At 68.0% G+C, this 17,853-nt stretch carries 20 protein-coding genes; 9 read left to right on the plus strand and 11 right to left on the minus strand.

Features of this window, described 5'->3' with window-relative positions; translation table 11 throughout:
* Window positions 1–10: 10 nt before the first annotated feature.
* The 3 genes from CFB49_RS32430 to CFB49_RS37010 form a co-directional block, all read right to left on the minus strand.
* The gene (locus CFB49_RS32430; protein WP_089493418.1) at window positions 11–577 is read right to left on the minus strand and encodes a GNAT family N-acetyltransferase; all 567 of its coding nucleotides are present in this window, start codon (window positions 575–577) and stop codon (window positions 11–13) included.
* 327 nt (window positions 578–904) lie between these two features.
* Window positions 905–1,126, minus strand: a complete 222-nt coding sequence (locus CFB49_RS32435) for a hypothetical protein (RefSeq protein ID WP_050017811.1) — start codon at window positions 1,124–1,126, stop codon at window positions 905–907.
* A 65-nt stretch (window positions 1,127–1,191) separates the two neighbouring features.
* Window positions 1,192–1,695, minus strand: coding sequence for an HPr family phosphocarrier protein (locus CFB49_RS37010; protein WP_249190451.1), 504 nt, complete (start codon window positions 1,693–1,695; stop codon window positions 1,192–1,194).
* A 129-nt stretch (window positions 1,696–1,824) separates the two neighbouring features.
* Between CFB49_RS37010 and CFB49_RS32445 the strand changes: the two genes are divergently transcribed.
* Entirely contained in the window at window positions 1,825–2,178 is a 354-nt protein-coding gene (locus CFB49_RS32445; protein ID WP_006498247.1) for a zinc ribbon domain-containing protein YjdM, read from the plus strand.
* 81 nt (window positions 2,179–2,259) lie between these two features.
* Window positions 2,260–3,096, plus strand: coding sequence for a spermidine synthase (locus tag CFB49_RS32450; RefSeq protein ID WP_089437789.1), 837 nt, complete (start codon window positions 2,260–2,262; stop codon window positions 3,094–3,096).
* Between the two features lie 62 nt (window positions 3,097–3,158).
* Here the strand turns inward: CFB49_RS32450 and CFB49_RS32455 are convergent, their stop codons facing one another.
* Window positions 3,159–3,344 (minus strand): ribbon-helix-helix protein, CopG family, encoded by a 186-nt coding sequence (locus CFB49_RS32455; protein WP_006489181.1) that lies wholly within the window; start codon window positions 3,342–3,344, stop codon window positions 3,159–3,161.
* A 96-nt stretch (window positions 3,345–3,440) separates the two neighbouring features.
* Window positions 3,441–4,199, minus strand: a complete 759-nt coding sequence (locus CFB49_RS32460) for a YoaK family protein (RefSeq protein ID WP_069616929.1) — start codon at window positions 4,197–4,199, stop codon at window positions 3,441–3,443.
* 242 nt (window positions 4,200–4,441) lie between these two features.
* Here CFB49_RS32460 and CFB49_RS32465 point away from each other — a divergent pair, with 242 nt between their 5' ends.
* Both CFB49_RS32465 and CFB49_RS32470 read left to right on the plus strand, forming a co-directional pair.
* Window positions 4,442–4,792, plus strand: a complete 351-nt coding sequence (locus CFB49_RS32465; protein ID WP_050017815.1) for a hypothetical protein — start codon at window positions 4,442–4,444, stop codon at window positions 4,790–4,792.
* On the plus strand, window positions 4,789–5,001 hold the full coding sequence (locus tag CFB49_RS32470) for a twin transmembrane helix small protein (protein WP_006489184.1): 213 nt from the start codon (window positions 4,789–4,791) through the stop codon (window positions 4,999–5,001). Before CFB49_RS32465 ends, CFB49_RS32470 begins: the two co-directional genes overlap by 4 nt.
* Window positions 5,002–5,138: 137 nt before the next feature.
* Here the strand turns inward: CFB49_RS32470 and CFB49_RS32475 are convergent, their stop codons facing one another.
* The 6 genes from CFB49_RS32475 to CFB49_RS32500 form a co-directional block, all read right to left on the minus strand.
* Window positions 5,139–6,815, minus strand: a complete 1,677-nt coding sequence (locus CFB49_RS32475; RefSeq protein ID WP_089493419.1) for a dipeptide ABC transporter ATP-binding protein — start codon at window positions 6,813–6,815, stop codon at window positions 5,139–5,141.
* Window positions 6,812–7,681 carry an ABC transporter permease gene (locus CFB49_RS32480; RefSeq protein WP_089493420.1) on the minus strand — a complete coding sequence of 290 codons (870 nt, stop codon included), beginning with the start codon at window positions 7,679–7,681 and terminating at the stop codon, window positions 6,812–6,814. Before CFB49_RS32480 ends, CFB49_RS32475 begins: the two co-directional genes overlap by 4 nt.
* 13 nt (window positions 7,682–7,694) lie before the next feature.
* Window positions 7,695–8,705 (minus strand): ABC transporter permease, encoded by a 1,011-nt coding sequence (locus CFB49_RS32485; RefSeq protein ID WP_089493421.1) that lies wholly within the window; start codon window positions 8,703–8,705, stop codon window positions 7,695–7,697.
* Between the two features lie 61 nt (window positions 8,706–8,766).
* Window positions 8,767–10,407, minus strand: coding sequence for an ABC transporter substrate-binding protein (locus tag CFB49_RS32490; protein WP_089437793.1), 1,641 nt, complete (start codon window positions 10,405–10,407; stop codon window positions 8,767–8,769).
* Window positions 10,408–10,483: 76 nt separating this feature from the next.
* Complete coding sequence (locus CFB49_RS32495; protein WP_089437794.1) at window positions 10,484–11,059, minus strand: GNAT family N-acetyltransferase; 576 nt, start codon at window positions 11,057–11,059, stop codon at window positions 10,484–10,486.
* Entirely contained in the window at window positions 11,056–12,213 is a 1,158-nt protein-coding gene (locus CFB49_RS32500; protein ID WP_089437795.1) for an MsnO8 family LLM class oxidoreductase, read from the minus strand. Before CFB49_RS32500 ends, CFB49_RS32495 begins: the two co-directional genes overlap by 4 nt.
* 347 nt (window positions 12,214–12,560) lie before the next feature.
* On the opposite strand from CFB49_RS32500, the gene CFB49_RS32510 reads away from it, so the two are divergent.
* The 5 genes from CFB49_RS32510 (at window position 12,561) to CFB49_RS32535 (ending at window position 17,771) form a co-directional block, all read left to right on the plus strand.
* On the plus strand, window positions 12,561–13,868 hold the full coding sequence (locus CFB49_RS32510; RefSeq protein WP_089493422.1) for an NtaA/DmoA family FMN-dependent monooxygenase: 1,308 nt from the start codon (window positions 12,561–12,563) through the stop codon (window positions 13,866–13,868).
* A 188-nt stretch (window positions 13,869–14,056) separates the two neighbouring features.
* Complete coding sequence (locus CFB49_RS32520) at window positions 14,057–14,860, plus strand: transporter substrate-binding domain-containing protein (protein WP_089493423.1); 804 nt, start codon at window positions 14,057–14,059, stop codon at window positions 14,858–14,860.
* Between the two features lie 4 nt (window positions 14,861–14,864).
* Entirely contained in the window at window positions 14,865–15,599 is a 735-nt protein-coding gene (locus CFB49_RS32525) for an ABC transporter permease (RefSeq protein ID WP_089493424.1), read from the plus strand.
* Window positions 15,596–16,363: an ABC transporter permease gene (locus CFB49_RS32530; RefSeq protein ID WP_089493425.1), complete on the plus strand. Its 768-nt coding sequence runs from the start codon at window positions 15,596–15,598 to the stop codon at window positions 16,361–16,363. Before CFB49_RS32525 ends, CFB49_RS32530 begins: the two co-directional genes overlap by 4 nt.
* A 25-nt stretch (window positions 16,364–16,388) precedes the next feature.
* Complete coding sequence (locus CFB49_RS32535) at window positions 16,389–17,771, plus strand: LLM class flavin-dependent oxidoreductase (RefSeq protein WP_089493426.1); 1,383 nt, start codon at window positions 16,389–16,391, stop codon at window positions 17,769–17,771.
* Window positions 17,772–17,853 lie beyond the last annotated feature (82 nt).

Here is a 17,853-nt window from a genome sequence, read left to right on the forward strand (position 1 = left end):
TTCGCCAAACCTATCGACTCTTGCGCGAAAACATCAGCGACTCCGCGTCGTTGAAGCGGATGCGCTGCGGCGCGCCGTAACCGGCTTTCTCCGCGACCCGGATCGACGCAACGTTGGTCGGCGCGATGAGGCACACGCTGCGCTCGAATCGCTGCTGCGCGTCGAGCCATGCGAGCGCGGTCGCGAGCGCCTCGGTCGCATAGCCATTGCCTTGCGCCCACGTCGCCAGCGCCCAGCCGGCCTCCGGCACGCCGCGAATCGACGGCTCGATGTTGCGGTGGAAATCCGCGAAGCCGAGATCGCCGACATACCGGCCCGACGCCTTTTCCCGAATCGCCCAGTACCCATAGCCGAGCAGCGGCCACAGCCCGCGATACGCGAGCATGCGCATCCACGAGTCGCGCGGCGTGGAAGGCGTGCCGTTGAAGATGTGCGCGACGACGCCGGGCTCCGTCCACATCGCGGCGAGTGCGTCGAAGTCGCCGAGCGGGTGGCCTTCGAGGATCAGGCGTGGCGTGTCGAGAACGGGCGGGGACGAGACGGGTGGCACGGCACTGATTGTCATCGGGCGTTCCATGAGGAAGGACGGCGACGCAGGGCGCCGCGCTTGGGTCCCGTACGATACCGCGTAAACGGTGATGCGGACGCAATTCCCCGCCCGCATCGGGGTAGCGTGCGCATCGCGCGGATGGCCGCGGTTCGGCGGTGCCCGCATGGACCGGCTCGCGTGACGATGTCGCGGGCTGGCGCGTCACGCGGGGTGCTGGACGCATGCGGGCCGTGCGCGGCCGTGTGGCGAATGCGTGTCGTGACCGCCTTCGCGAACATCGGCTGCGGCGAGCGGGCGGCCCGCTGCCTGGCGGCAGTCGCGCCCCACGCGGGATCGCGCCGGCGCCGGCAGGGGTTACTTGCGGCTTTTCAGAAAGGAGCGCCCTTCGGCCGTGATCGACGCGCCGGAGCGCCCGTGCGCGGGATGGCTGACGAACCCGGCGTTGACGAGCTCCCGCGCAATCGACCAGCCGAGCGCCGGCGCGTCGCGGCCGTAGCGAACATCGGCGAGGCGTTCGAGCGCCCAGATCGCGGAGGCCGACAGGTTGGGGGTGTTGGGCGTGAGAGTCTCGTTCATCGCTTCCTCGGGAAATGGCGTTTCGGGATGGACGGCGCGTGGCCGCGGGATCGTCGGCGCATGCGTCAGCTTGCTTGCAGCAACGGCAGCAGCGCGTGCAGCGCCGCTTCCTCGTCGGGGCCGGTGGCGAGCACCTGCGCCGACGTGCCGCCGTGAACCTGCAGCGACGCGATCGCGCCGCTGTCTTTTGCGTTGCTGCGGTGCCCGTTCGCGATCAGCTGGATGTCGCTGTCGAAACGGCGTGCCGCGTCGACCGCCGCGTCGCGCGCGGCACGGCCGCGATTGCGGTTCCATGCGGGGCCGATTTCAACGTACACAACGGTTGCCACGATGCTGGAAAGCCTCCGGACGGGTGGGCGGGGCGGTGCACGACATGCACGGTGCACGGTTGCGCACGTGTTGCGGACATCGGGCGGCCGGCGTGTCACGATTTCCCGCAGGGTCGCGGGGCGCCGGCCGGGCGGATTGCGCGCGCCATTCGGCGCGAACGTGCCGACATCCGCTGCGAAGGCGCATTCAAGTTCGCGGATTGTCGGAAGTGAACGATTATAATGCATCGGCCAGATCATGTGAATTGTATTATAATGCCGTGTGCGCCGATGCCGGCCCGTGGCACTGCCGGCGGGGGCGAGCGGCCGCGCCTCCGGGCGCGCAATGTGCTCGCCCGGCATCGTCGATCGACCCGAACCCCTCTCCGAATGGAAGCTGCAATGAACGCCCCTGCCTGCCCGCAATGCGCGATGGAAAACACTTACCCGGACGGTGCTCTGACCGTGTGCGCGGACTGCGGCCATGAATGGTCGGCCGACGCCGGCGCCGAGGCCGGCGACGAACCGGCAGGCGACGTCGTCAAGGACGCGAACGGCAACGTGCTGTCGGACGGCGATTCGGTCGTGCTGATCAAGGACTTGCGCGTGAAGGGTTCGTCGATCACGCTGAAGATGGGCACCAAGGTCAAGAGCATCCGGCTCGTCGGCGGCGATCACGAAGTCGACTGCAAGACCGACATGGGCGGCTTCATGCTGAAGGCGTGCTATCTGAAGAAGGTCTGAGCGCACGGTCCAGGCGACCGTTGCATCCGCGTTTTCATCCGCTGTTTTTTCAGCCGCTGCTCGTCAGCCGATTACCCGCACATGGCCGAGGATCGAATTTCCTACGACGCGTTCGTCAGGTTCCTGGCGACGCCGCTGAACGACGGCCGGCCCTTCGTGCTGGAGACGCAGCACGCGGTCTCGCTGCACTTCGATCATCTCGGTACCCAGAGCTTCATGTCGCTGCGCGATCCGGTGCGGCTCGCGCTCGGCTATACGCGCGTGATGATGGGTTTTCTGCTGCTGCAGGCCGAGCCCGCACACATCTGCATGCTCGGGCTCGGCGGCGGGTCGCTCGCGAAGTACTGCTACCGCCACCTGCCCCGCACGTCGATCGACGCGGTCGAGATCAATCCGGACGTGATCGCGCTGCGCGACGTGTTCAAGATTCCTGCCGATGACGCACGCTTTCGCGTGATCTGCGCCGACGGCGCCGATCATCTGGAGCGGGCGGATGTGCGCACGGACGTGATCCTGCACGATGCATTCGTCGCCGACGGCATGCGCGGTCGCTGTACGGGCGGCACGTTCCTCGATGCGTGCCGCGCGCGCCTGAGCGAAGCCGGCGTGCTCGCGATCAACTTCATGGATGATGATCCGGCATTGCCGCAGCACCTCGAGCAGTTGCGATCGGTATTCGGCTCGTCGTATGCGCTGGTGCCGTGCGGCGACGACAACAACTTCGTTGCATTCGCATGGAAGGACGGCAGCCGGCTGCCGTCGTTGCGTATCCTGCTGGAGCGGGCGCTCGCGTGCCCGCTGGCCGGCGAACTCAAGCTGGCCGCCACCGCGAGGCGGATGAAGCACGGCGAGAGCATCGATCCGCGGCGGCTGGTGTGGCGTGCGCAGTCGCACGAGCGTTGGGAGATCGGCGCGTAACGGTGGCGGGGGCTGGGGCGCCGTGGCTACCGCGTCGGCGCCGTGCGCCTTTGCGGCCGCGCTTACTTCACGCGCTTGCCGATCGCGCTGCGGGTCTTGTACGTGACGCCGTGCCGGTCGAGATATTCGCGGATCAACTGCCGCACGACTTGCGACGGCGTAAGATCCTGCTCCGCGCAGAGCATCTCGAAGGCTTCTTTCTTCGCGGGATCGATCAGGACGGTCAGGCGGGCGGTTTTCGTTTCCATGACGAGGCGAGAGTGATCAGTATGTTAATCAAATTATAATCGATGCGCTTTCGGTTCGACACTGGAAGCACAGCAAGCGCCGCCCGTGGCGAACGATCAGCGCTTGCTGCGCAGCAGCGCGAACAGGTCGTCGAGCACCGGCACGATCGCGAGCGTGACGAGCACCGCAGCGAGCGGCACGGTCGATACGTAGCCCACATGCTTGAAGCCGATGGCGCCGGCCAGGCCGCCGATGAAGAACGACGCGAGCATCGTCGCGTGTATCCTCAGTTTCGAACGGTTGGCGATTACCGCGTGCGCGTCGACGTCGATGGCCGACCGATTCCAGTAGAACAGCTTCCCGAGCTCGATGCCGAGATCGGTCACGATGCCCGTTATGTGCGTCGTGCGGATTTCCGCACCGGACAGCTTCGTGATCGTCGCGTTCTGCAGCCCCATGATGAAGCACAGCAACGTCACGGTTACCGGCACGAAGAACGTTTCCCACAGCGCGAGGTGGCTGCCGAGCAGCCCGAACAGCAACAGCAGCGCGGCTTCGACCAGCAGCGGCAGCATGAACTGGCTGTGCAGCCCGCGGCGGCGCCCCCAGTTGACGAGGATCGCCGAGCAACTGGCGCCGATCAGGAACGACCCCAGCGAGCTGATGCCGGCGAGCGCGAGCCGCACGTCGCCGAGCGCCGTCTGGTCGGCGATCGCCGACACGATGCCGCTCATGTGCGACGTGTATTGCTTGACCGCGAGAAAGCCGCCGGCATTGGCCGCGCCGGCGACGAACGCGAGCGAAAACCCGAGCTGGCGGTTCGCGGTCGCGCTGCGGTGTTTTCCCGTCAGGTTTCGAAAGTACTGCGCTGGCATAAGGGCTTCGCTCGATCGTCGCGGATTCGCGGGTACGGGCGGAAAACCGGTGCGGATGACGTGACGGGCACGCTGCTTGCGCCGGATCCCGGGGCTGTCGAATCATGTGATGAACATGATAATGTCATTATCATACTCTGTTGGCAGGATGGTGCTTTCAGTACAATGACGCGATGCACCGCCGGCTGGCTGTTTCGCCGCCGAGCGGCGCTTGCTCGCGATTCCCTTCTGCTCACCGCTTCATGACCCCGATCAAGTTCATCCTTCGCTACACGGCGATCCCGTTCACGGCCATCGTCGCCGTGGTGATCTGGACCGTCATACCCTCGTCGAAAGAAATCGATGCGAGACAATATGCGGCGCTGTCGCGGGGGTATGCAAGTTTCCCGCTGCCGTTTCGACGCGAGATCTCGGACACGATGGAGCACGGCACGATCAACGACCGGCGCTACCAGGCGCTCGTGCGCGATTCGCTCGGCAACGGCGTCGCGCTGGACTGGCCGGCATCGGGTGTCGGCGGCGTCGCCGACGAGCGGCAAAAACTGGCCGAACTGATTCAGGCCGATTCGGATCTTCAAAGGCAACGGCAATGAAAACCCTGCTGGTTTCTGTGGCATTCGCGATGATCATCGCGAGCCTGATCTTCGCGCTGTACTTCATGAATCACGATCGCGGCAAATCCAAGCGGATGGCGTGGTCGCTCGCCGCGCGCGTGGGGTTGTCGGTCACGTTGTTTCTGTCGTTGCTGATCGCGTACAAGCTCGGCTGGATCGAACCGACGGGGTTGCCGATCGGGCGATGACGCGCGGTTGGCGCGCGGGCGGCGGGCGGTTCGATCCCGCGCGATATCGCTCCGCGTGATTGCGCCGAGATGGACCTGACGGCGAGAACCGGCGGTCGATCAGCGCAGCGCGGCGGTTCGACGAGGGCGGGCAGCCGTCATGCGAGCGCGGCGAGCGTCGGTGCGGCGGCCGCGCCGGGCAGCGTCGGCAGTGCGTGCAGAAGCGACGCGGTATACGGGTGCGACGGTGCGTCGAATACCTGCGCGACCGGGCCGCTTTCGACCACGCGGCCGCGCCGCATCACGAGAATCCGGTCGGCCACGTGATGCACCACGCCCAGATCGTGCGAGATGAACAGCATCGCGGTGCCGTGTTCGGCCTGCAGATCGGCGAGCAGGTCGAGCACTTGCGCCTGGATCGACACGTCGAGCGCGCTGACCGGTTCGTCCGCGACGAGCAGCGCCGGATTGGACGCGAACGCGCGGGCGATCGCGACGCGCTGCCGCTGGCCGCCGGACAATTCACGCGGATACCGATCGAAGCATGCGGCCCCGAGCTGCACTTCGTCGAGCAGTTGCAGCACGCGGCGACGGCGCGCCTCGCCGTGAATACCGACCGCGTCGAGCCCTTCGCCGATGATCCGGCCGACCGAATAGCGTGGATCGAACGAACTGTACGGGTCCTGCGCGATCAGTTGCAGCCGTGCGCGGCGGGCGCGCCGCGCGGCTTCCGGCACGCCGTTCCACGGCTGGCCGTCGAGCGTGACGGTACCGGCGTCGGGTTCGACGAGCCCGAGCACGATCCGCGCGACCGTCGATTTTCCTGAGCCGGATTCACCGACGATGCCGAGCGTCTCGCCGCGCGCGAGGGAGAACGACACGCCGTCGACGGCGGCCGGCGCATCGCGCCCGCCATAGCGTTTCGTCAGCGCGTCGACGGCCAGCACCGGGGCCTGCGCGTCGATGCGCTTCGGCGGCAGCGGAACGCGCTCGGCGCTCGCGAGCCGGAACCCGCGTGACGCGGCGGTCGGAATCGCCGCGAGCAACGCACGCGTGTACGGATGCGCCGGTGCGCTCAGCACGTCGCGTGCCGGCCCCTGTTCGACGACCTGGCCCGCGCGCATCACGAGCACGCGATCGGCCAGATCCGCGACGACCGCGAGGTCGTGGCTGATCAGCAGGATCGCGTCGCCGGCGTCCCGCCGCGCACGCAGCAGCGACAAGATCTGGCGTTGTACGGTCATGTCCAGCGCCGTGGTCGGCTCGTCGGCAATCAGCAGCGACGCGCCGCCCGCGATCGCGGTGCCGATCAGCACGCGCTGCCGCAAGCCGCCCGACAACTGATGCGGATACTGCGGCAGCCGTCGCTCGGGATCGTCGATGCCGACCGAGCGCAGCAGGTCGGCGCTGCGCGCGGCGACGTCGCGCCGACGCGTATCGTGCAACGCCTCCGCGACGAGGTCGCGCACGCGCCATAGCGGGTCGAGCGACACCAGCGCATCCTGCAGCACATAGCCGATCCGGCGGCCCCGTATCGCGCGCCAGTCGCGCTCGCGATGGCCGCGCGCATCGGCGCCGGCGATCTCGAACCGGGCAGCGTCGATCACCGCGTGCGGGCCGTTCAGCCCGACCAGACTGCGTGCGGTGACCGACTTGCCGGAGCCCGACTCGCCGACGAGCGCGACGCATTCGCCGGCATGCACGGCAAGGTCGAGCGGGCCGACGACGGCCCGTGTGCCTCGCGGCCCGCGAAACGCGATCGTCAGGTGCTCGATGCGGGCCAGCGGCGCGGCGCTGGAAGTCGTTGCGCGCGCAACGGTATCAGGCGTGCTCATGCTGCCTCCCGGTGTTCGAAACGCGCCTGCCAGTAGCCGCCGAGCGCATTCACGGCGATCACGGCTGCGGTGATCGCGAGGCCGGGCCATACCGCGATCCACCACGCGTTGTACAGATAGTTGCGGCCCTCGGCGAGCATCAATCCCCATTCCGCGGCGGGCGGCTGCGGTCCCATTCCCAGAAAGCTCAGTCCCGACGTGCCGATGATCGCGGTGCCCAGCCCGATCGTCGCGAGCACCGGCACCTGCGCGATCGCGTGCGGCAGCACGTGTCGCCACACCAGTACCGCCGGCGCGAGGCCGAGCGTGCGCGCGTGCTCGACATAGCCGGACGCCGCGACGACGAAGGTCTGCGCGCGCACCACGCGTGCGAAGCGCGGCACCGACGCGACGCCGAGCGCGAACACGAGGTTGACCGCGCCGGGGCCGGTGAACGAGATCAGCATCAGTGCGAGCAGCAGGTCGGGGAACGCGGACACGACGTCGAGCACGCGCGTGATCAGCTCGTCGAGCCAGCCGCGCGCGAGCCCGGCGAACAGCCCGAGCGCGGTGCCGAACAGCGTCGCGACGCCGATCGCGGCCGCGCTGATCGACAGCGAGTAGCGGGCGCCGTACACGACCCGCGAGAAGATGTCGCGGCCGAGCTGATCGGTGCCGAGCCAGTGCTCTGCGCTGCTGCCGAGCTGCGCGGACAGCGGATCGGCCGCCAGCGGGTCGCAGTGCGCGAGCCAGCCGGGAGCGACGACGGCGACCACGTTCAGCAGCAGATAGACAGCGGCGAGCGCGAGGCCCGGATGGCGGCGCAGCCAGCCGGCGGCGGCGAATGTTGCGGGCGTGCGCAACGTGAAGTCGATGGGCGTGGACAACGAAGTCTCCGGTTCAACGCGGTGCGCGGCGGTCGCGCAGGCGGGGGTCGATCAGCAGGTACAGCAGGTCGACGGCCGTGCTGAGCGCGACGTAGATGGCCGCCGACAGGATCGCGATCGCGAGGATCACCGGCATGTCCTTCGACAGCACCGCGTCGACCGTCACCTTGCCGAGGCCGGGCCGGCCGAACACCTGCTCGGTGATCACCGCGCCGCTCAGCAGGCCGCCGACGAGCCAGCCGGCGAGCGTGACGGCCGGCAGCGCCGCATGGCGCAGCGCATGGCGCACGCGCAGCGCAAGCCCGCCGATGCCCCACGAACGCACCGTCAGCGCGTACGGTTCGTCGAGCGCGCGCTCGATGCCTTGCCGCAGCACGCGGCCGATCACCGCGCCCTGCGCGAGCCCGAGCGACAGCGCGGGCAGCACGAGCGACGCGAAGCCTCGATCGCCGGCCACCGGGAACAGCTTGAGCGTGAAGCTGAACACGAACAGCAGCATGATGCCGAGCCAGAACGACGGCGTCGACGCGAGCAGCAGCTCGACGCCCGATGCCGCGCGCCCGGCCCAGCGGCGGCCGGCCGTGAGCACCGCGAGGCCGACGGCGAACACGATCGTCACCACCAGCGCCGCGCCCGTCAGTTTCAGCGTCGGCCAAAGCTGGCCGAGCACGAGCGGCGCGACGTCGGTGTTGAGGATGTACGAGCGGCCGAATTCGCCGTGCAGCACGCGCCACAGGTAATGCAGGTATTGCAGCGCGAGCGGCTCGTCGAGCCCCCATTCCCGGCGGATCGCGGCTTCGATCTCCGGCGTGCTCAACTGCTCGCCGATCAGGATGCCGACGATATCGCCCGGTGCGAGATGGATGGCGATGAACGACAGCGTGACCGCGGCCCACAGCACGAGCACGCCGGTGGCGAGCCGCGTCGCGACCGGCGAACGCAGCCAGCGGCGCCATGCGGGCGGCGTCGCCGTGGCAGGCACCGCGTCCGGGACGGAGACGAAAGCGGACGACGGACGGTTCATGGTCGATTCTCCTGTCGGGGTGGCGCGATGGGCGATGCGACGCGGGCCGGCCCGCGTCGGCCTACTTCTTCACCCACACGTCGTACGGGTTCTCGGGCATCTGCGCGAACGAGCGGAAGCGCAGCCCCTGGACCGCCTTCGCGGCCGCGATCTGGTCTTCCGGCTCGTACAGCGGCAGCGCGTACGCCTGCTCGTTGATCGCGAAGCGCTGCAGCTCGCCGTACAGCTTCTTGCGCTCGGCGACGTTCTGCGCGCGCGCGGCCGCCTGCAGCCAGCGCGTCAGCTCGGGCGCCGCCGCGCGGCTGTAGTTCAGCGCGCCGCCGCGATCGACGGGCAGGTAGTGGCCTTCGATGTCGATGCCGTCCGGCGGCGTGTTCGAGTTCGCGATCGAGCCGAACTTGCCGCTCTTGCGCGCCTCGACGTACGTGCCGTCGTCGACGTACTGGATCTTCAGGTCCACGCCGAGCCGTTGCCGCGCCTGCGCCTGTAGCGCCTGCAGCAGCACGTCGCGCTGGTCGCGCACGGTCGCCTGCGCCTGGACCACCGCGATCGTCAGCCGTTCGCCGTTCTTCGTGCGGTAGCCGCCGCTGTCGCGCGCGCTCCAGCCGGCCTCGTCCAGCAGTTGATTCGCGAGCTTCGGGTTGTTGCCGTAGGTCTTTTCGATCGACGCGTCGTAGAACGGATCGATCGGCGACGTGATGCCCCATGCGCGCGTGCGCTCGCCGCGGTAGATCGACTGCACGATGCCGGTCGTGTCGAGCCCTTCGAGCAGCGCGCGGCGCACCTTCACGTCCTGCGTCGGGCCGTAGCCGACGTTCAGGAACAGCGAGTACGGCGTGCCGGTATTGAGCGCGTGGCGGTAGGTGAAATCGGCGTTGTTGCGGATCAGCGCGGCGTCGTTGCCCGACACGCCCTCGATCACGTCGACCTGGCCGGACAGCAGCGCGCCGGTGCGGACCGACGATTCGGGCAGGAACCGGTAGACGATGCGGTCGAGGTACGCAGGGCCCTGGTGGCCGGCCGTCGGCGGCGCCCAGCGATAGTCGGGATTTTTCGCGAACTCGATTTCCTGGCCCTTCACGTAGCGGCGCAGGATGAACGGGCCGGTGCCCGCGATGTCGGGGCCGCCCGACTTCAGGCCGGGCCGGTCGAACGCGTTCGGCGACAGCAGCGGCAGCCGGCCGGCGAACGTCAGGAACGGCGCATACGGCGCGTCGAGCGTGATGACGACCGTGTGCGCGTCCGGCGTCTTGACGTCGGCGACGTGCGAGATCAGCCGCGCCAGCTGGCTGCCGGCCGCATACGACAGTTCGCGTGCGTTCAGGAAATTGCGAGCGACGGCCTTCGCGTCGAACGGCGCGCCGTCGGTGAACTTCACGCCGTCGCGCAGCGTGAACGTATAGGTCTTGCCGTCGGCGGAGACCTTGTAGCCGGTCGCGAGCCACGGCACGTAGCTGCCGTCGGGCTTCTGCGCAAGCAGGCTTTCGTATGCGTTGCGCAGCAGCAGCTCGACCTTGTCCTGGCCGTTCAGTTGCGGGTTCAGCGTGCGGGGCTCGGTTTCGACGCCCCAGGTCAGCGTGCCGCCGGCGACGGGCGCGCCCTGTGCGAACGCCGCATGCGGCAGCGCGAGTGCGAGCAGCAGTGCAGCCGATGCGGTGCGGCGCGACGCGCGCAGCGCGGAATCCGGAAATGCGAATGTCATGCGAGAAAGCCTTTTACGAGGTGGGTAGCGGTGGATGCGGTTCGCGTCGCTGCGTGGGCCTGCGCGGTACGTCATTTCATGCGTTCGCGTGGATGCGCAACGGGTTTCGGGCGGGATCGTCCGCCGCAGGATCAGCGTAGAGATCCGGGATCAAGATTTTTCTCAGCCAGACGAGCGGCGTGCCGAGCGCGTTCGTCGAGCGGTCGAACGGCTGGTAGCCGCCGCGCTCGTAATACGACTGCAACCACGGATGGTTGGTCGCGGTCGCGAGATACGTCGCGGGTGCCTTGATTTGCGACGCCAGGAACTGGGTCTCGACGTGCGCGATCAGTGCGTTTCCGAATCCCTGTCGCTTGAACGCGGGGGCGACCGCGAACCAATGCAGGAACGGATAGGGCGTGCGATTGAGTTCGCCGGATACCCATGGAAACCGCACGGTCAACGTAGCCGCGAGCGCCGTGCGGCCGTCGGGTGTCGCGTGCTCGAGCAAGAACGTCGTTTCGCGCGCTACGGTTTGCGCGACGCGTTCGATCGGCGAGCGCGTGATCGTGAAGTGCACGCCCTGCGCCGCGAGCGGCGCGTAAGCGTCCTGCAGCAACGCGTAGACGGCCGGCACGTCGTCCGCGCCGGCGATGCGGATCGTATCGGTCATGGCGCGGTGCCCTCGAAGTGCGGTTGACGCGTGGCCGTGCGCGCGCTGGCGTCTCGCGCGTTCGCTTCGTCGTGCGCCACCATCGTGTCGTGATCGTCGTCGGCAGCCGCCCCGGCCAGCAACCGCAGCGACGCAATCCGCGGTACGGCATCGGCGAGCGGCGTGTCGACGACGAATTCCGCAATCCCGTAGCGACGATGCAACGTGTCGAACTCGCGCAGCACGTCGTCGCGCGTGCCGTGCACGATCCGCGTTTCGCGCGGGTCGATCCGGTGCGGGCCACCGCCGGCCTGGCGGATGTATGCGTGCGCCTGTTCCAGGCTGCCGACGTTGACGGCGGGCGTGTCGCCGACCTGCACGCGAAAGCCCTGATGTCCGCTCGCGAGTCGCGCCGCCGCGTCGCGACTGTCGGCCACGATCGCGGAGACGGCCAGCAGCGGCGTACGGCCATCCGACGCCTCGCGATAGGCGTCGAACGTTCGTTCGAGATTCGTCGCGGAGGCATTCAGATGCGACGCGTAGACGAACGCCCAGCCGAGCCGCGCGGCGAGCATGGCGCTCTCCGCGCTGGCGCCGAGCAGGAATGGTTGCGCGGGCACCGGCGGGTGCGGCGTCGCGTGCAGCGTCGCGGCATCCTGACCGGCCGCATCGGCTGTCGCATCCTCACCATTGAGATAGCGATTCAATTCGTCGGCCAGATCGGCGAAGGACGCGCGCCGCGCCGGATCGTAGCCGGCCTGCAGCGCGCGCGTCGACAGCGGCAGGCCGCCCGGCGCCTTGCCGATGCCGAGATCGACGCGGCCGGGCGCGAGCGACGCGAGTAGGTTGAAATTCTCCGCGATCTTGTACGGACTGTAATGTTGCAGCATGACGCCGCCCGATCCGACCCGAATGCGTCGCGTCTGCGCGAGGACGTGTGCGATCAAAATTTCCGGCGACGGGCACGCGAGCGCGGCGGTGTTGTGATGTTCGGCGAGCCAGTAACGGTGATAGCCGGCCGCATCGGCGAAGCGCGCGAGCGATACGCTGCGCGCCAGCGCGTCGGCGGCGGTTTCTCCCGGTGCAATGGGGCTCTTGTCGAGCACGCTCAAGCGGAACGGCCATGCGGACAAAGCGGAAAAATCGAAGTCGGAGCGGAGGGCGTCGAACGTCATGATGAAGCGATCGGCGCGGGTCGAAACGGCCTGATCAACGGATTTGGCATGCCGAATTATTTTGCGTCGACGGTCGCACGGTCAAACAATCAACAAGAATATCCAAAGCCGAAAATATTCGTTCCGGCCGACCAGGGGGCTTGCGTTATGGTCGTTGGCTGTGCGCCTCGCGGCGCGTGCGTGGAGCCTGCCCGACGAGCCGGCGCGAGTACGTTCGCGGTCGCGATGCCCGCAGGCATGCTCCGATTCTCCGACCGAACGGAATCACGAGGAATACGAATGAACGAGCAACGCGAACGACGTCCGGCCCTCACTGCGTGCCATCGCACGACGACCGGAGCTGCGTCATGAGCGGCGCACGCAGACGGCTGAAGACGCTCGTCGGCGCGGCGAGCGTACTGTATGCACCCGGCGATGCGGATGTCGCGCAGGGCGTGCGGCGCGCGGCGGCGCTTGCGCGCCGCGCGGAAGCCGAGAAGATCACCGGCCTCTTTACCGCCGACTTGCTGCAGGCCGATGCGGCCGGCCTCGCCGGGACCACCGGCAGCCAGGAGCCGATCGTCGCGCTGGCGGCGCTGAGCCAGGCGACATCGGCGATCGGGCTCGTCGCGACCGTTTCGACGACGTATCACCATCCGTACAACCTCGCGCGGCTGATCGGCACGCTCGATCACGTGAGCGGCGGCCGCGCGGCATGGAATGCAGTGACGTCGTCGGTCGGCGAGGAGAATTTCGGCGACGCGGCGCTGCCCGACCCGGAGCAGCGTTATGCGCGCGCGGCCGAATTCGTCGAAGTCGTCAACGCGCTGTTCGACGCGAACGATCCGCGCGCGACGCGGCGCGGGCCTGGCGGCGGCATCTCGGTCGATCCGCTGAAGCTCGGCGCGATCGACTATCGCGGCGCGCATTTCCAGGTGCAGGGGCCGCTGAACGTGCCGCCTTCGCCGCAACGGCGGCCCGTGCTGTTCCAGGCGGGGCAGTCGGCGAGCGGCGTGGCGCTCGGCGCGCGGTATGCGGAAGTCGTCTACACGTCGCAGCCGACCCTCGACGATGCACGCCTGTTCGTCGCAGAACTGCACCGGCAGGCGGCCGCATTCAGCCGCGGCGACCGGCCGCCGCTCGTGATGAACTCGTTTCATTCGGTGATCGGCGAATCCGATGCGGACGTCGCGCGGCGATTGCGCGACAAGCATGAACGCATCGATTACGAACAAGGCAGGCTGAAGCTTGCCGACATGCTGGGCGGCAACGTGGACCTGCGCGGCCTGCCGCTCGACCAGCCGTTGCCGGCGTCGCTGCTGCCGGCGATCGACAGCGTGCACCGCCGGCGCGGACGCGTGGCGATCTTCGTCGGCTATGCGCGCCAGCGACTGACGCTGCGCGAGCTGATCATCCGCGCGCAGGAGACGGGCCACTGGTTCGTCGCCGGCACGCCGGAGCAGCTCGCCGATGCGATCGAGACGCGCTATCGCGCGGGGCTCGTCGACGTGCTGTCGCTGCATGGGCTCGGCCAGCCGGACCAGGAAGACTTGCTGCTCAACGGCTTGCTGCCCGAGTTGCGTCGGCGCGATCTGCTCGACACCGACTATGTGGGCGGCGATTTCCGCGCGAATCTGGAACTGCCGGCGTTGCGGCGCGAGGCCGCGGCGGCGTGAACGACCGATGAACCGCGCACCGCGCTGCACGTCGGACGGTACGCGGTTGCGCGCATGTCGTGCATATCGCGCGATCAGATATCCATCGAAAAAATAACCATTTGGTACACGCTTCGGCGCGCATTACAGTCTCGCCTCCTGCCGGCTGCAACGCCGGTCGTTCCGACGTTATTTCAGAAACGCGCCACATGAATCGTTTGATGCATTCCAGGGCCCGCCGTGTCGCGGCCGCGCTGTTCGTGCTCGGCCTCGCGCCGGTTTCCCATGCGGCCCAGCCGACGTTGCGCGTCGGCATCGACGCCGAGTCGTATCCGCCGTTCTTTTCGAAGGATGCTTCCGGCAAGTGGAAGGGCTGGGAAGTCGACGTGCTCGATGCCGCGTGCGGCAAGCTGAACGTACGGTGCGAGCTCACCGACATCGCATGGGACGGCCTGATTCCGGCATTGCAGAATCGCAAGATCGACGTGATCTGGTCGTCGATGACGATCACCGGCGAACGGCAGAAAGCCATCGATTTCAGCCGCGCGTATTACGAATCGCCGACGGTGTTCGTCGGCGCGAAAAACGACCGCCGCCGCGTCGACTGCGCGGCGCCCGCGACCTTCAAGGGCCGCGTGATCGGCGTCGAGGCCGGCACCAACTTCTCGGCGTTCCTCGATGCCCGCTTCAAGCAGGACGCGCAGATCAAGGCGTTCGACAAGTTCGACAACGCGCTCGCCGATCTGGTGTCCGGCCGCGTCGACTACGTGCAGGAAGGCAAGGGGCTGTTCACGGCATTCCTCGCGTCGCGCGACGGCAAGGATTTCGAGGTCAAGGCCACGTGCGCGGACAATCCGGTGCTGGGCCTCGGCATCGGCGCGGGCGTGCGGCACGGCGATGCACTGCGCGGCAAGCTGTCGACCGCGATCGCGCAGCTGCAGCAGGACGGCACGTGGGATGCGATCACCGCCCGCTATCCGAACCTGAAAGGCACGATCGAGAAGGGCCGCTGACCACATGGCCGCGGACGATTCGCTGCTCGCGCTGCTCGCATTCGGCGACGGCGGTTACGGCCGCGTGTTCGCGAGCGCGTTCGCGCTGACGTTCGGCGTCGCGGCGGCGTCGTTCTGCACCGGCGTGCTGCTCGGCATCGCCGGCGCGCTCGGCAAGCTGTCGCGATACCCGGCGCTCGTGTGGCTGGCGCGGCTCTACACGACGCTCGTGCGTGCACTGCCCGAACTGTTGTGCCTGCTGCTCGCGTTCTATGCGGTCGCACCGGCCATCGAGAACGCGCTGCGCGGCAGCGGCATCGTATCCGGCGACTTCGCGTTCGACCCGTTCGTCGTCGCCGTACTGTCGCTGGGTTTCATCCAGGGTGCGTATCTCACCGACATCTTCCGCGCGGCGCTCGTCAACGTCCCGATCGGCCAGATCGAAGCCGCGCACGCGTACGGGATGACGCCATGGCAGACGTTCGCGCGCATCCGGCTCCCGGCCGCCGCGCGGCTCGCGCTGCCGGGCGTCGGCAACGTGTGGCTGAACGCCACCAAGGACGCGTCGTTCATCAGCGTGCTCGGTTCGTTCACGGATTTGCTGAAGGCGAGCCAGCTCGCGGCCGGCGCGACGCGGCACTACGTGTTCTTCTACCTCGTCACGGCCGCACTGTTCCTGCTGCTGAGCATCACGTCGACCGGCCTCTTCGCGGTGCTGGAGCGGCATGCGAATCGCGGCGCGAGGCGCGCGACGACATGATCTTCTCGCTACCTTTCCTGCTCGATACGGTGATGCCGAAGCTGCTCGCCGCGGTGCCGACCACGCTCGCGCTGACGCTTGTGTCGGGCGCGGCCAGCGTGCTGCTGGGCGTGCCGCTCGCGCTCGCCGCCGGTGCACGCCATACGCCGCTGCGCTGGTCCGCGCGCGGCTGGCTCATGCTGATTCGCGGCACGCCGCTACTCGTTCAGCTCTATCTGTTGTACTACGGATTCGGGCAGATCGTTCCGCGCGAATGGATGCGCGACAGCTGGGCGTCGCCGCTGCTGCGCGACGCATTCTGGTACGCGATCGTCGCATTGAGCGTGAACGAGAGCGCGTACGTCGCGACGATCCTGCGCGGCGCGGTCGCCGGGGTACCGGCCGGCGAGATCGAGGCCGGCCACGCATACGGGATGACGCGCGTGCAGGTGCTGCGCCGCATCGTCGGCCCGCGTGCTTGGCGGCTTGCGCTGCCCGCGCTCGTCGGCGAGGCGATCCTGCTGCTGAAATCGACCGTCCTCGCATCGACCGTGACCGTGTTCGACGTGATGGGCACGGCCAATACATTGCGCTTCGAGACGTTGCGCGTATATGAACCGCTGGCCGGTGCGGCGATCGTCTATGTCGTGCTGGTCGCACTGCTGACCATTCCTGCCGCCCGTCTCGAGAAGCGCGTCAATCGTTATCTGACGCGCGTGACCGACGACCGCATGCCCGTACGGCGCCGCCGCGCGTCGTCGGGCGCGTGGGCGGCCCCCAACTGATTTCCGCCTGGTACCGATTTCGACGATGTCCGATCCTCGCCCCTTGCTGTTTTCCCTGTATGAACAAGCCAGCGTCGGCTGCGGCGGCGCGCCGAGCCTGTGGGCCCATCCCGCCGACGAACGGTTGCGCGCGAATACGCTCGCATTCTGGTCGAACCTCGCGCGCACGGCCGAGCAGGCCGATCTCGACATGCTGTTCTTCGCGGACGTGCTCGGCCTGTACGACGTCTACGGCGGGTCGGCCGACGCGGCGCTGCAGTGGGCGGTCGAGGCGCCCGCGAACGATCCGATGATGCTGATTCCGGCGCTCGCCGCGCAGACCGAGCGGCTCGCATTCGGCGTGACCGCGAGCACGACCTACGAGCACCCGTTCGCGCTCGCGCGCCGATTCAGCACGCTCGATCATCTGAGCAACGGCCGGATCGGTTGGAACATCGTGACGTCTTACCTGACGAGCGCGGCGCGCAACTTCGGGCTCGACCGGATGATCGGCCACGACGAGCGCTACGCGCGCGCGGAGGAATTTCTCGACGTCGTATACAAATTGTGGGAAGGGAGCTGGGCGGACGACGCGGTCGTTGCCGACAAGCACGCGCCGCGCTATGCGCGTGGCGACCGCGTGCGGCCGATCGTGCACGAAGGCACGCATTACCGCGTGCATGGGCCGCACGTCTGCGCGCCGTCGCCGCAGCGCTCGCCCGTGCTGATCCAGGCCGGATGGTCGGGGCGCGGGCGCGAATTCGCGGCGAAGCACGCGGAGGTCGTGTTCGTCGCGAAGTCGAATCCCCACGAGATTCGCGCGGGCCTCGACGAAATTAGACGGCTCACGGCCGAGCGCGGTCGCGCGACGGACGACGTGAAGTCGCTGACGGTGCTGCGGATCGTGACCGCGCGCTCGTCGAGCGACGCGAAGGAGAAATATCACGCGCTGCAGCAGCACTATCACCAGCAGGCGCAACTCGTCAGCTATGCGGGCGACACCGGCATCGACATCGACCGCTATGCGGACGACGAACCGCTGACGACGCAGACGGAAGGGCTGACGTCCTACGTGGTGCGGCCGGACGGCAGCGGCAAGCCGCTCACCGCCGGCGACGTGCGGCGCAAGTTCGCGAGCGTCACGCGCGGCACCGACCTGATCCTCGTCGGCTCGCCGGACGAAGTCGCGGACCAGCTTGCCGAGCATGCCCGGCAGTCGACGACGAGCGGCTACATGCTCAATCCGCTGGTCAGCCCGGGTACGCTCGACGATTTCGCCGAACTGATCGTGCCGGAACTGAAAAAGCGCGGCCTGTACCGGACGACGCCGGCGAGCGGCACCTTCCGTTCACGGCTGAGCGGGCGGGACCGCCTGCCGGACACGGCCTATGGTGCTTCGTTCCGGTTTCCCGTGGCTGAAGCCGGCTGATCAGCCGATCGATACCGGAGGACCCTCAGCGGAGTTGCATGACATGACCGATGACGTACTGTTCCTGCTGCAGCCGCATCGT

The organism is Burkholderia sp. AU17457, from assembly GCF_002223255.1.
GTDB classification, from domain to species: Bacteria; Pseudomonadota; Gammaproteobacteria; order Burkholderiales; family Burkholderiaceae; genus Burkholderia; species Burkholderia sola.

Coding starts and splice junctions, on each gene's coding strand:
- CFB49_RS32525 (WP_089493424.1), top strand. CDS start 14,865: ATGGCCGCGGACGATTCGCTGCTCGCGCTGCTCGCATTCGGCGACGGC.
- CFB49_RS32435 (WP_050017811.1), bottom strand. CDS start 1,126: ATGAACGAGACTCTCACGCCCAACACCCCCAACCTGTCGGCCTCCGCG.
- CFB49_RS32445 (WP_006498247.1), top strand. CDS start 1,825: ATGGAAGCTGCAATGAACGCCCCTGCCTGCCCGCAATGCGCGATGGAA.
- CFB49_RS32520 (WP_089493423.1), top strand. CDS start 14,057: ATGAATCGTTTGATGCATTCCAGGGCCCGCCGTGTCGCGGCCGCGCTG.
- CFB49_RS32475 (WP_089493419.1), bottom strand. CDS start 6,815: ATGAGCACGCCTGATACCGTTGCGCGCGCAACGACTTCCAGCGCCGCG.
- CFB49_RS37010 (WP_249190451.1), bottom strand. CDS start 1,695: ATGATCTGGCCGATGCATTATAATCGTTCACTTCCGACAATCCGCGAA.
- CFB49_RS32490 (WP_089437793.1), bottom strand. CDS start 10,407: ATGACATTCGCATTTCCGGATTCCGCGCTGCGCGCGTCGCGCCGCACC.
- CFB49_RS32470 (WP_006489184.1), top strand. CDS start 4,789: ATGAAAACCCTGCTGGTTTCTGTGGCATTCGCGATGATCATCGCGAGC.
- CFB49_RS32510 (WP_089493422.1), top strand. CDS start 12,561: ATGAGCGGCGCACGCAGACGGCTGAAGACGCTCGTCGGCGCGGCGAGC.
- CFB49_RS32530 (WP_089493425.1), top strand. CDS start 15,596: ATGATCTTCTCGCTACCTTTCCTGCTCGATACGGTGATGCCGAAGCTG.
- CFB49_RS32465 (WP_050017815.1), top strand. CDS start 4,442: ATGACCCCGATCAAGTTCATCCTTCGCTACACGGCGATCCCGTTCACG.
- CFB49_RS32495 (WP_089437794.1), bottom strand. CDS start 11,059: ATGACCGATACGATCCGCATCGCCGGCGCGGACGACGTGCCGGCCGTC.
- CFB49_RS32455 (WP_006489181.1), bottom strand. CDS start 3,344: ATGGAAACGAAAACCGCCCGCCTGACCGTCCTGATCGATCCCGCGAAG.
- CFB49_RS32450 (WP_089437789.1), top strand. CDS start 2,260: ATGGCCGAGGATCGAATTTCCTACGACGCGTTCGTCAGGTTCCTGGCG.
- CFB49_RS32485 (WP_089493421.1), bottom strand. CDS start 8,705: ATGAACCGTCCGTCGTCCGCTTTCGTCTCCGTCCCGGACGCGGTGCCT.
- CFB49_RS32500 (WP_089437795.1), bottom strand. CDS start 12,213: ATGACGTTCGACGCCCTCCGCTCCGACTTCGATTTTTCCGCTTTGTCC.
- CFB49_RS32535 (WP_089493426.1), top strand. CDS start 16,389: ATGTCCGATCCTCGCCCCTTGCTGTTTTCCCTGTATGAACAAGCCAGC.
- CFB49_RS32430 (WP_089493418.1), bottom strand. CDS start 577: ATGGAACGCCCGATGACAATCAGTGCCGTGCCACCCGTCTCGTCCCCG.
- CFB49_RS32460 (WP_069616929.1), bottom strand. CDS start 4,199: ATGCCAGCGCAGTACTTTCGAAACCTGACGGGAAAACACCGCAGCGCG.